Consider the following 12,020-nt stretch of genomic DNA (forward strand, 5'->3'; position numbering starts at 1 on the left):
AGAGACGATGGCAACGAAGTATCTCGATCTGATGTTCACGGATGCCGTGTGCCGCGCGCAGACCCAGTATTACGGACAGGCTGGCAAGATTGCGGGCGCTCCTGATCGTGATCTATTGGGGCCAGCAGAAGCTGAATTCATCGCGATGCGAGACAGCTTCTATATCGGTTCGATCAGCGAAAGCGGATGGCCCTATATCCAGCATCGCGGCGGGCCTGTAGGATTTCTGCGATTGATCGACGGGAGGACCTTGGTCTTTGCCGACTACAAGGGCAATCGGCAGCTGCTGAGCACAGGCAATGTGTCGGTGAACGATCGGGTGGCGCTCTTTCTTATGGACTACAAGAACCGAGCGCGCTTGAAAATTCTGGGCCATGCCCGTTTCGAAGATGCCTTGGTGCATCCGGAACTGATCGAACAGGTGACGGACCTCAAGATGAGGTCGAGCGTGGAGCGGCTGGTCTTCATCGATGTGGTTTCATTCGACTGGAACTGCCCGAAGTATATTTCGCCGCGTTATTCGGCGGAAGAAGTTGAGGAGCTTGCCGGTCCGTTGAGAAAGCGTATTGCCGAACTGGAGGCAGAACTTCATACTAAGAAATCGTGATGGCTTTCTACCGCGAATGCACGCAGCACGAGCAGGTTGTCCGATAAAAGGAGGGACCAATGAACGAGTTCTCACGGAGACGGTTTTTGCAACTGTCCGCTGCGACCGGCGGGGCCTTGATATTCAGCGATCTCATTGGGCAAGTGCTGGGGGTCACGGGTAGGGCGAGTCTTGCCGCCACGGGTGAGCCGATCAAGATCGGCATTCTCGATCCATTGTCCAGTCCCTATAAGACGTCGTCGATTCATGATGTCCATGGCGCCAACGTGGCAGTGGATCTTTTCAATAAACGTGGTGGTGTGCTGGGCCGGCCGGTCGTCATCCTCGAAGCGGATGATGCGTCGAATCCGGAGACGGCCGTGAAGGTGGCGACGAAGTTCATCAAAGAAGACCGGGTCGACGTGCTGATGGGGACCTTCAACGCCGACTGTGCGCTGGTGGTATCGGAATTGGCGAAGAAGGAAAACAAGCTGTTCATGGTGACCGGGTCTCATCTTCCCGAGTTGAGTGGGGCCGCCTGCAATTCCCACACGTTTGTCTTCATGCCTCACGCAAGAATGTTGGCGCAAGCGGTGGTGCCGCATCTGGTGAAGGCCTACGGGACTCGGTGGTACATGATTACGACGAGTACGCTCGACGGCAAAGCCGCCGCGCAGGCCATGGCTGAAGCCGCGGAGGCGTATAAGGTGGAGTTGGTCGGCGAAGCCTTGATGCCTTTTGGATCCACGGACTTTGTGTCAGCCTTCAGCGCGGCCAAAGCCAAGGAGCCTACGGCGATCATTCTCAATCTCTATGGATGGGATCTTGTTCATGCCTTGAAGGGGTACGGCAAGCTGGAATTGGCGAAGGAGAAGATTGGGATCGGCGGGATGATCAGCGGAGAACAGATTGGGCGTCCGCTCGGCTATGCCAGCAATGCAGGAATCTGGGCTCTTATCTGGGACCCCAAGATCAATACCGAGAGCTCAAAGAGATTCATCCAAGGCGTGATCGACAAGTACAACCATACTCCAACCTCCCGGTGCTATTTGGGGTATGCGGCGATGACGCAGATCCTCGAAGCGATCCAGCGGGCTGGTTCAACCGATACGGTAACGCTGATCAAGGCATTGGAAGGACACGAGTTCGATGGGCTGAAGGAAGGACGGTCTATCTTTCGCGCATCGGATCATCAGCACGTGCAAGATGTCCTAGTCGGGGAAGCCTTTGGAAAAGAACTGGGGCTAGGCCATTACAAGATTCTCGCCACGGTGCCGGGTCTCGCCAATATTGGGGCGGCGGACCAGCATCATTGCCAAATATAATGGCTCAGAAATAAGGAGGGCACGCGTGGGCGGCCCCCCTGATAGGCTGCTATTTGGGCAAGACTACAATCTCGACGCGACGATTCTTCCGCCGCCCGTCTTCCGTGGCGTTGCTGGCCAAGGGTCGGCTTTCCCCATAGCCTTCTGCCGTGATGTGGTCGGCGGGGGCTCCCCCCTGCTCTAACGCCTGCCGAGCATGGCCTGCCCGGGTGCGTGAGAGCACCGTGTTCGTGGGAAAACGCTCGATCAGTTTTCCACCGATCGGGACATTGTCCGTATGTCCGGTGACGCGAAGATGGCGGTCCGGGACGCTGTGGAGAAGGCGGCCGACTTTTCGGAGCACGTCAGCCCCTGCCGGCTTCAGCTGGTCGGCTCCTGATTCAAACAACAAGCGGTCTGCCAGATGGATGGTGATCTGATCCCCGGATTGCTGGACGGTAATCGTCCCGCGTTCGATCTCGGGGCGCAGTAGCGTTAGCAGGTCATCATAGGTTTTGGTCAACGGCGGTTCCTGGCGTGTGGCTAATTGTCGCTGGAGCTCGGCGACTTGATCGTGAAGTTCCGCAGTGGCCGCCAGTTGGCGTTGGCGATCCCGCTCGAGGGCCGCGAGGCGTTCGTCACGGTCGTCGGCTGTTGCCTCTGCCACTGGGACAGCGTTCCGGTGACGATATTCATACCCGCCGTCGCAGCACACAGGGTTGCCTGAACAGCCGCTGGCGATGACACCGACAAGACAAAGGGATCCTGTGAGGAAGCGTTTCCCGTTCATGGGCCAGCTCCTTGGTAAGACGCGACGGGGTCTGCGTCAATAATTGTGTGGTGGGGATGTGTGGCCGCGTGCGCCTAGCGCGACACGCGGCCCCCGCTCAGTGGAGATGAGCGACTTACTTGGTGACGCGGATTTCGACCCGGCGGTTCTTTGCCCGGCCTGCGTCGGTCGTATTCGGACCCACGGGCTTGGTGTCGGCATAGCCGTGTGTCGTAGCCGCGCCCAAGCCACCTTCTGTCAGGGCTTTAGCCGCGTTGGCCGCCCGTGCTTCAGAGAGTTCCTTGTTCGTCGGGAACGTCTTTTTCAGCGAGCTCTTGATCGGCCGGTTGTCCGTATGTCCGTCCACCGCCACTTTATATTCAGGGAAATCTTTGAGGATGGCACCAACCTGCTTCAGCGCATCGGCGCCCGCCGGTTTCAGTTGATCTTCTCCCGAGCCGAACAGGTAGCCTGACGCCAGGTTGATGAGCAATCGCTCGTTATTCAGATCGACGGCGATCGTCTGCTTGTCGATCTGCGGCTTCAAGGCTCGGATCAAGCCGCGCTGCGCTTCTTTCAATTTCGCCATCTCAGAGGACAGATCACCACGGAGGCCCGCGAGCTCTTTGTCCCGATCCGCCAACATCTTCTCGAGTTCCGCGACGCGTTGTCTGCAGGCGGCGAGATCGGCTGCCATCTTGTCTTTATCACCGGCGGCCCCGCCCATGGCGGCGAGCTGAGAGGTGAGGTCCGCGTTGCGCTGTTTGGCTGCGGCGAGTTCTGTGACCAGTTTCTCTTTGTCCCCGGCTCCGGCTTGAAGCGCGGTGAGTTGTGACTGGGCTGCTGCGAGATCGGCTGCCAGTTTATCTTTGTCGCCGCCTGCAGATGCCTGGGCGGCGGCCAACTGCCGTTCCAATTCTGCCGTTCGGGCTTTCGATTGATTGAGGTCGCTTTGTGTGGAAGAGAGTTGGCTCGCGAGCTTCGAAGAGTCACCGGCGCTTGAGCGGAGAGCGGCCAATTCCCGGTCACGATCAGCCAGTTGGCTTTCGAGCGCCCTTACACGGTCGCTGAGCGCTCCGTTTTCTTTCTTGGCCGCAGCGAGCTCGTCGGCGAGCCGCTGCCGTTCCTTTTCCAGCGCGGCGAGCCGAGCGGCCATGTCTTTGGAGGCGTTGTCGGCATCCCACTGATTACGATGACGGTATTCATAGCCGCCGTCACAACAGATGGCGTTCCAATCAATCGCGGCGGCATTGCCTGCGATCGAGAGAAGGCCGAGGCCCAGAATGGATATGCGAATCGATTTCATGCGTACTCCTTTTGTGTTGACGCGCTGCATGCGGACTTGTGGTTTGGGTCTGAGTGTTAGTGCTTCCCCTTGAGGGCGTCGCGAATCTCCATGAGCAGCTTTTCTTCATTCGTCGGGCCGGCCGGCGGCGCCGGAGGGGCTTCTTTCTTGAAGCGGTTCATCTGCTTCACCAGCAGAAAGATCACGAAGGCGAGGATGATAAAGTCGAAAGTGGCCTGCAGAAAGACCCCGTAGTTGATGGTGGGTGCTCCAGCGGCTTTGGCGGCGATCAGCGAGGGCTGCGGTGTGCCGGAGAGATTGATGAACAGGCTGGAGAAGTCCACCTTTCCCATCAGCAGTCCCAGGGGAGGCATCATCACATCGCTCACGAGCGATGACACGATTTTCCCGAACGCGCCGCCGATGATGACACCGATAGCCATATCGACGACGTTTCCCTTCATGGCGAACTCTTTAAATTCTTTTAACATCGTTTGTCCTCCTTAGAGGATGAGAGGGTGAGTTGCGTGCTGAGAGTGTACACTATCGCTTCCTGGTCGTATCGAAGCTGTATCCGAGGGTGAAGAGATACAGATTATCGGTGTCGCCGGTGCCTGGCGCGGGCCGACTGTTGTATCGCGTCGTCACTTGAAGGCCGCTCACGAACCCTTCCCAGATTTTGAATCGGACCCCGTTATCCATGGTTAAAAAGTAGTTCGAGGCGTTTTGCATCGAGGGGTAAAACTCGTTGTAGTGGTAAAAGGTGATGCGATCGTCAAGCAGCGGCCAATTCCATTTCATCGAGACGCGGGCACGGAGACTTGACTGATCGTCCGCGACCCGGAAGTCTTCATTGAAGAAGGACACGCCGGCTTCCGTATAGAAGGTCATGTCTTTGAAGATGCCGTTGAAATCTCCCCGTTCGATAAATTGATAGCCGGGACCGGACGACAGAGCGGTTCGCATCTTGAGGTCCTGGAAACGATCGTTCTCGAAGTAGGCCGAGGCAAACCAGTAAAATCGTTTGGTGATGAAGAAGTCGAGCTTGATAGTCCCGCGGGCGTTCCGCGCAATGAGTGTGTTGGCATTGTCGCCGTAGACATAGCGTCCATTGATCGAAAGCCGGAGTTGTTCGCTTCGGGCGACGAAGTCTCCCAGCAAGCTGGCGTTCTTGAGATGGCTGTTGCCGGTGGTCTGGGAGTACCCTCCCGTGAGACTCCCCGTATAAATGACGGGCGGCTGAACCAGGGGGTTCACGGATCCGATGGCATCGAGCGGAACGGTGAGCGAGCCTTTGAGCGGTTCAGATTGGATATTCAGGTTGCCGTCAGCTCCGGCCGTTGCGGTCCCCACCAGCACACTACCTTCTTTGAGATGAAACGGGATTGGATGGTTGACGGCGAGTTTGGCGACGTCGCTCCATTTCACCTTGATGACATTGTCAGGGCTGGATGGGGTTTTCATGACGAGCACGCCGCCTGCCATCTCGATGACTTCTCCATAGATGTTGCTGCCGTCCTTGAGGGTCACGACGTCGAGTGGGGGCGCGGGAGCATCAGCTGCCATTGCAGTGGCGACCCCACAGAGTACGGCTGTAAAGATTGCCAATGCGGCGAACAGGTTCTTCATCTTTCCTCCTCTTGGTGTATGAAACGCGAAAATAGCGTAGTGACTCGGCGTCCTAAATAGCACTAGGGCCAATCGGCCCAGAATGCAACGGGGTTGTATACCCGACCAACCATGGTTGTGCAACCCGGACTCGTTAGCAGGGGCCGTTGTGCAAGGGGCGCAACATGGTGTTCGGGGATCCGAGTAATCGCGATGTCTGTCTGTGTTCGTGAAATGTCCAGTTGTTTCATAGGTTGGACTCATGATGGCTCAAGGCGCTCGATTGTTTTGAGGCTGGCTTACCCGACGGTTGGCCAAGTGGCCCCATCGGAGCTTTGGGGATGCCAGGGTGCGGGCTGAGCGTGAGGCGAGAGCTCTTCGGAGTCACTCTCTTGATCCGAGCTGCACGATCACTACTGTGATTGAGAATGCGACAGAGATTCCCAAAGAATTCGAGTAAAGCCCCGAGCAAGCTCTCGCGAAGCTTCCGTGACGATGCAGGCCGTAGGCGGACCCATTGATCTTCATCGCGCTGTAGTACCGATAGTGTGTAGCCGCCTGCCTCTACTCCGTCCTCTGGGACCAGTAGAAACTCCTGACCATGTGGATCGACAACGAGAAGGCCCTTGGGGCGCATTGGCCTATCCTTTCCTGCGTGTGGTGTTGCTGCCCACATCGCGGGTGTCTTGATGCGGGCGGAGCTGGGTGACGAAATAGTGAACCGCTTGGGTCCGTCGACTGACGCGTAGCTTTTTATAGAGCGTCGACAGGAGTTTAGTGATGGCGTTGGGGTGTTGCTTGAAAGAGGCGGCGATGTCTTTGTTCGTGGCTCCCTCAGCCAGCATCGAAAGAAGCCTCTGGTCGAACGGCGAAATGCTCGGCGGGAGGACGGCTGGAGCATTCATTACAGTGTCCTTCATCCAGGCGAGGATGTGGGCCGTCTCTTTGGGCCCAAGAAGAGATCGCCCTGCGGCGATCGTCTTTATCGCGCGGAGGAGGTCTTTGGCTCCGACATCTTTGGTCAGGTACCCGTGCCCGCCGGCCATGACCGCGTTATAGAGGTCGCGGTCGTCGCTGTAGGCGGAGAAGAACAGGACTCGCATACGGGGGAACGCCGAAAGAATGTCTCGGCAGGCATCGGATCCCGTGCCATCGGGCAAGCGCATATCCATAATCACGACATCGGGCTTGGTACGATGGATTTCTTCAATGGCGCGGGCTCTGCTGCCGGCTTCGCCAACCACCTGAATCCCTCGATCCAATTTGAGGATGGCCCTGAGTCCCTCACGCGCGAAGGCCGAATCATCGACCGGAACGACTCGAATAGGAGGAGGTGTGCTGGGTCTTGGCATGAGCAATGGGGATTCTATTGCGCGTGGACGTCTTGTGCGAAAATTGTCTGCTTCTACCGGGTAACTGTGATCAAGGTTCATGCCATGGCCGATGGATTTATTCTTATCGAATGGCGGGGGCGTTTCGGAGCATGTCGTTCATCGTGTCTCAGACGAGCTGTCGCAGGAGACAGAGTTGTCTCATGTTGGGTGTCTCACAATGTGTGCGGGTGTGGGTGGATCGGAGCGATGCTACTCGGCCACGTCGATGTGGTGCGCGAGGAGTCGGCGATAGAGTGTGGCGCGGCTGATCCCGAGAATCTTAGCGGCCTCTGTCCGGTTCCCCTGAGCCTGTTGGAGTGCTTGGAGCAATTGCGCTTTTGGTTCTGTGTGGTGCGACTCCTGGGAGGATGACGGCAGATGGGCACGCTGGGTATGGTGGAGTTCATCAGGAAAATCAGATGGCATCAGGCTGGCGGTGCGGGCGCTGATCACGGCAAATTCGACGGCGCTTTTCAGCTCTCGAACATTGCCGGGCCAGGAGTAGGTCATGAGCAGATGGAGACTGTCTGGATGCAGGTCGGTGATGGCTTTGCCTGTGGTGGCACAGACTTGGCCGAGCAAGGCCTGTATGAGCAATGGAATGTCATCTCGTCGACCTCGCAGCGGAGGCAGATGGATGCGCGCCACGCGGATGCGATAGAGCAAATCAGCGCGAAAGGTGCCGCGAATGACATCTTCGTTGAGATTGTGATGCGTCGCGGCGAGGATGCGGACATTCACCTTTCGCGGCCTGGTTTCTCCCAGGCGCGTAATTTCTTTTTCTTGAAGGACCCGGAGCAGACTGGTTTGGACGGAAGTCGGGATATCTCCAATTTCATCCAGGAACAGGGTGCCGCCGTCAGCCGATTCAAAGAGTCCATGGTGATCGTCAATCGCGCCGGTGAAGGCGCCTCGCTTGTGGCCAAACAGCTGGCTGCCCAGCAGTGAATCCGTCAAGCCTGCGCAGTTGGCGGCAATAAAGGGCCGGTCTTTCCGCGGGCTGGAGTAATGGATGGCTCTGGCGACGAGTTCCTTCCCGGTTCCTGTCTCGCCTTCGATGAGGACGGTGGAATCGACGCGCGCCACATCGCGGACGAGTTGATAGACCTGCAACATGGCAGGACTGCGTCCGACAAGATCGTGGAATTGCGTTTGGTGATCGAGCTGCTGCCGCAGATTGTGGACCTCTGTGCGATCATGCAGGAGGATGATGCGCCGCTCAGCGGATTGTGGATCCGCATGGATTTCATATTCGATCCATCGCGGAGTCGTACTCGTCAAGCGAAGGGGGCGTCGGCCGCGTTGCGGCGTGAACGCGTCCCATGTTTGGCGGAGGTGCTTTCGGTCTGCGGACTCCAGCGGGAGACTCTGTTCCCACGGCTGACCGATGACCGTCGTCGAAGGACACTCGATCCAGGCAAGGCAGCGCGGGCTGATGAAGGTGACATGGCCTTCTTGATTCGTGACGATGGCGGCCAGATCCAGATGCTGGAGAAGCGCCAGGACATCGTCGCGCTCCTGGGTGGCGATGGCAAGTGACCCAGTCAGGGATGTCCGGGTCCGTTCGTGGGTTTTGACTTGGTCGAGATGGAGCAAGCGCTGATCACGGGCTTGCTGTAAGAGCCGCTGTATCTGGTCGAATCGTTCATCGATACGCTCGATGAGGAGCAGTGGTCGATGAGAAGCGGTCAGCGCGGTGGCTTCGAAATGGTGCAGGTTGGATGTCAGGTCACGATGACTCCATGGGCCCGAGCGAACCACTCGGTCATGATCGTCTCTCCACGCGGATTCGCTTTCATCCAAGAAATGCTGCAGAAAAGGAGCGAGGCTTCCGACGTCAATGGGAGACTCCGGTGACGTCTTGAATGTGGTGGCCCACCAGAGCGGCGGATCTCCAAGCAGGCGAAACCTATTTTCCGTTGCGACTCGTTCGAGAACTGCGGTGCCAAGCCTCTGAAGGAGGGTCTCCAGCATGTTCTGGGGCAGAGAGTTGGGTGAGCTGGATGGCGCCATGGCAGTCCAGTGGTATCGCTAGGCGGCTTCTAGAATTGTGTGCGTGAGCCGCATAAAGAGTTCCGGCACCCCGTCGCCGGTCTTGGCGCTTCCCGTGAACACGAGCCATCCCTTGTGTCGCAGTTGTGCGAGTGTCGCCTCGTCGATTTCCCATTCCTGGAGTTGATCGGCCTTGTTCACGATGAGGACGAAAGGCACGGGACCGAGTGTGGATTGGGCCAATTGGTGCAGGGATTCCGCCGTATCCAGGGTAGACCGCCTCATGCCGTCGGCGACGAGGATATAGCCGGATGAGCCTCGCAAATAGGACTCCCGCATTTTCTGAAAATCGTCTTCTCCATAGAGATCCCAAATCATCAGGGTCACGTCCCGGTCGTCGACGAGGAGCGTTTTCTTTTCGATCGTCACGCCGATGGTCGTGTGGTACTGCTCCGAAAACATGCCCGTCACGAAACGGCGGATGAGGCTGGTCTTTCCGACGGCGAATCCACCCAGGAGACAGATCTTCTTTTGAATCATGGTGCGGAGTCCGCGCGGCCGACGAGAGGCTTGGCTGTGACGAGGAGCGTGACCCGCCGCTGCGCATTCTGACGGCCTTTAGTTGCCCCATGTTTCTGCCCGGCGAACGAGGTGGGCTCCACGCTCGCGCTGAGGGTGAGCGGCGGGTAGGAGGCTGCTCCTCCAAGGGCGGCGATGACGGCATGAGCTCTGGCGGTGGCCAGTAGGAAATTCATAGTTTCCGTTCCTGTCGGATCGGCATCGCCGATCGCTTCAATGACAATCGTTTCGCCCGAAGCAGAGAGAGCGGACTGGCGCAAGTCTTCAATTAGGCGTTTGACCGACGTGACCTTGCTCAATTCTGAATCGGAGAGGGTGGAGGAGCCGCTCTCAAAGAAGAAACTGATTTGGTTCAATTGGGCGATGAGGTCAGCGCGTGAGACGGTGCGGAGGTCCTCATCGTGATATTCACGAACGCCCGGAAGTAAGAGGGCCATCTGTCTGGTTTGGATGGCCCAGCTTTCCGGCGCAGTGCCGCTGGCGGTGAGGCGGCCATCGTCGTAGCGGAGCATTGCGGTCCCCGGGGGACGGAGGAGCGAGGCTGCGCGTTTGCCGACGAATTGAGGATCAAGGGAGTGGAACGGGGTCCAGTGAGAGATGATGTGCTCGCGAGGGATTCCTTCCTGAGACAAGAGATCGTCTGGCTCCGCTGCCATTGGATCGCGGAGCCCCTCGAGGGTGACGATACGGCCGTCGCGTTCCAGTGTCGTCACGACGACTCCGGGCATAGTTCGGATTCTCTGCGTCAGCTGTTGCCATCGCTGGTTGTTTTGATAGGTGGTCCAGCCCCAGAAGGCTGTGGAGAGGGCGATGACAGTGAGGGCCACCCAGGTCATTGGGGAGGTTCTCGTGCGGGGAGTTTCGTATTGAGTCTGCACACATTCCATGAGGCGGTCGTGCGTGGCCTCGAAGCTCGAAGGGTTTCCGTCGAATGCGGCGAACGCGTCGGCATAGTCGAGCTGGATCGATTCGAGGGTTTGCTGCACCTGAGCCCGAAGATAGCCCGGTGCGGTTCCCCTGACGACGCAGGCCAGAATGGCCTGGGAACTTTGTTCGATCAAGACCCGGCATTCTCCAACCTCCAGGGTATTCAGGGTCTGTCCTCGCGGGGTATTGAAGGTGTCCTGCACAAAGGTTTGAATGGCCGTCAGCATGCCGGATACCAGCTGTTGATCATGAATGATAGCGGTATCCGATCCGACGTGATGGAGCAGGAGGCCGGTGTCGCGATGAATGAGAAAGAGTTGCTCCACTCGAAAGCGCAGCGTGTGCAGGAGGACGATTTCGGCGAATGGTCGTCCTGTTCGCCAGGCCTCTATTCTCCAGGCGAGCCCTTTGGGGGACAGGCTGTGATCGATGGTCTGATTGAACGACTGCATCATCCCTTGCAGCGTGCGGACGATCGCTTGGCGGATGGCCGGGCCCATGATGGGGGCGATGGCCTCAGCGATCACATGGGGATTGCGGCGTACAGAACTCGTCAGTGCGGTCTGAACATGCGGTGTGAGTGCGGCGGTCAGTCGCTCGTCCTGTTTGCCGCGCAAGGTGATGGCCTCGGCGAGGACTTTGCTGACGGAAGGCGCATTGGTCTCCGTATGTTCCAGACGATTGCGGAGCTCGGTAAGCTGGGTTTGTTCCGGGGCAAGGAGCAGCGTGCGAAGTTCCGCCCACTCTTGTTTCAACTCGGGGCTCGCGGCGGTATCAGCCGAGGAGGGCTGGGGGCTGGGCCGGGGTTGATTCATCAAAATGGGCTCCTTGCATGCGGGCGACTAGGATGTGGGCGAGCCCTGCTGGAGTTTCTGAGATAGCTCAGCTAACAGCTCTGCGAGTGCCGTACGGTCTGTTTTGGCGTGCCGCAGATCTGCGACGGAACGATTGAGAGAGTCTGAGAGTTGGTCTTGTGTGGATCGGATCGTTTCCTTGAGCGCGGTGACATGATCTAGGACTTCGTGGCGGAGCGTGCGTTCGGACTGATCGGTTTGTTGGGCCAGGTCGGTGGCTTTGCGTTCGACCACGGCTCCGAGGCTGGTGAGATCCCTGACGAGGTGCTGCAAGGCTTCGCTGCGGACTTCCTGTTCATGCTGCAAACGACCGGACAGGACGGCTACTTCCTGCTGCATGAAGGCTTCGAGCGCATCGAATCGTTTCGTGAGCTCGGCTCTGAGCGCGGCAGCTTCCTTGACGAGATTTTGTTCAAGGGCGGAGAAGCGCCGGTCGTGATCACGGACTTGTGCTCCGAAGAGGATGTCGCGAATCTTTTCGAGATTGCCGTTCTGTGCATTGTCGTCACCTGATAGGAAATGCGTCGACGTGGAAGACTCGACGACGAGCGAAGGGGCTTGGGTGTCAGCGGCTTCTGTTGACATAAGCGACTCCTTGGTCACGTGCTCTGGAGCATGATGGCGCCATGGTCCAGGATAAGAGAGTGATGTATTGCGCCGTCCGCGGAGGATGGCAAACGTGCGGGTCATCCCCTACGGGCACAGGGCCTCTGCGCCGCTATGTTAACACCGGCGATTTGCTG

At 58.1% G+C, this 12,020-nt stretch carries 11 protein-coding genes; 2 read left to right on the top strand and 9 right to left on the bottom strand.

Annotated elements, in window-relative coordinates; genetic code table 11:
- The first annotated feature begins 7 nt into the window (after nt 1–7).
- The gene (locus Q7U39_16065; GenBank protein ID MDO9119476.1) at nt 8–607 is read left to right on the top strand and encodes a pyridoxamine 5'-phosphate oxidase family protein; all 600 of its coding nucleotides are present in this window, start codon (nt 8–10) and stop codon (nt 605–607) included.
- A gap of 59 nt (nt 608–666) precedes the next feature.
- Nucleotides 667–1,911 carry an ABC transporter substrate-binding protein gene (locus Q7U39_16070; GenBank protein ID MDO9119477.1) on the top strand — a complete coding sequence of 415 codons (1,245 nt, stop codon included), beginning with the start codon at nt 667–669 and terminating at the stop codon, nt 1,909–1,911.
- A 49-nt stretch (nt 1,912–1,960) separates the two neighbouring features.
- Here Q7U39_16070 and Q7U39_16075 read toward each other — a convergent pair whose 3' ends face one another.
- From Q7U39_16075 to Q7U39_16115, 9 genes are all read right to left on the bottom strand, one after another.
- The gene (locus Q7U39_16075) at nt 1,961–2,680 is read right to left on the bottom strand and encodes an OmpA family protein (protein ID MDO9119478.1); all 720 of its coding nucleotides are present in this window, start codon (nt 2,678–2,680) and stop codon (nt 1,961–1,963) included.
- A 115-nt stretch (nt 2,681–2,795) separates the two neighbouring features.
- Nucleotides 2,796–3,965, bottom strand: a complete 1,170-nt coding sequence (locus Q7U39_16080) for an OmpA family protein (GenBank protein MDO9119479.1) — start codon at nt 3,963–3,965, stop codon at nt 2,796–2,798.
- Nucleotides 3,966–4,021: 56 nt separating this feature from the next.
- A complete protein-coding gene (gene mscL / locus Q7U39_16085) occupies nt 4,022–4,435 on the bottom strand; it encodes a large conductance mechanosensitive channel protein MscL (GenBank protein ID MDO9119480.1) in 414 nt (137 codons plus the stop codon).
- A gap of 52 nt (nt 4,436–4,487) precedes the next feature.
- Nucleotides 4,488–5,573, bottom strand: coding sequence for a DUF481 domain-containing protein (locus Q7U39_16090; protein ID MDO9119481.1), 1,086 nt, complete (start codon nt 5,571–5,573; stop codon nt 4,488–4,490).
- 620 nt (nt 5,574–6,193) lie between these two features.
- Nucleotides 6,194–6,904, bottom strand: a complete 711-nt coding sequence (locus Q7U39_16095; protein MDO9119482.1) for a response regulator transcription factor — start codon at nt 6,902–6,904, stop codon at nt 6,194–6,196.
- Nucleotides 6,905–7,135: 231 nt separating this feature from the next.
- The gene (locus Q7U39_16100) at nt 7,136–8,938 is read right to left on the bottom strand and encodes a sigma 54-interacting transcriptional regulator (GenBank protein ID MDO9119483.1); all 1,803 of its coding nucleotides are present in this window, start codon (nt 8,936–8,938) and stop codon (nt 7,136–7,138) included.
- A gap of 18 nt (nt 8,939–8,956) precedes the next feature.
- Complete coding sequence (locus tag Q7U39_16105) at nt 8,957–9,457, bottom strand: Rab family GTPase (protein ID MDO9119484.1); 501 nt, start codon at nt 9,455–9,457, stop codon at nt 8,957–8,959.
- Nucleotides 9,454–11,238 carry a hypothetical protein gene (locus Q7U39_16110; protein ID MDO9119485.1) on the bottom strand — a complete coding sequence of 595 codons (1,785 nt, stop codon included), beginning with the start codon at nt 11,236–11,238 and terminating at the stop codon, nt 9,454–9,456. The genes Q7U39_16105 and Q7U39_16110 overlap by 4 nt, the downstream gene beginning before the upstream one ends.
- 27 nt (nt 11,239–11,265) lie before the next feature.
- Nucleotides 11,266–11,862, bottom strand: a complete 597-nt coding sequence (locus Q7U39_16115; protein MDO9119486.1) for a hypothetical protein — start codon at nt 11,860–11,862, stop codon at nt 11,266–11,268.
- Between the last annotated feature and the right edge of the window lie 158 nt (nt 11,863–12,020).

Source organism: Nitrospira sp. (assembly GCA_030653545.1).
Taxonomy (GTDB): Bacteria; Nitrospirota; Nitrospiria; order Nitrospirales; family Nitrospiraceae; genus Nitrospira_D.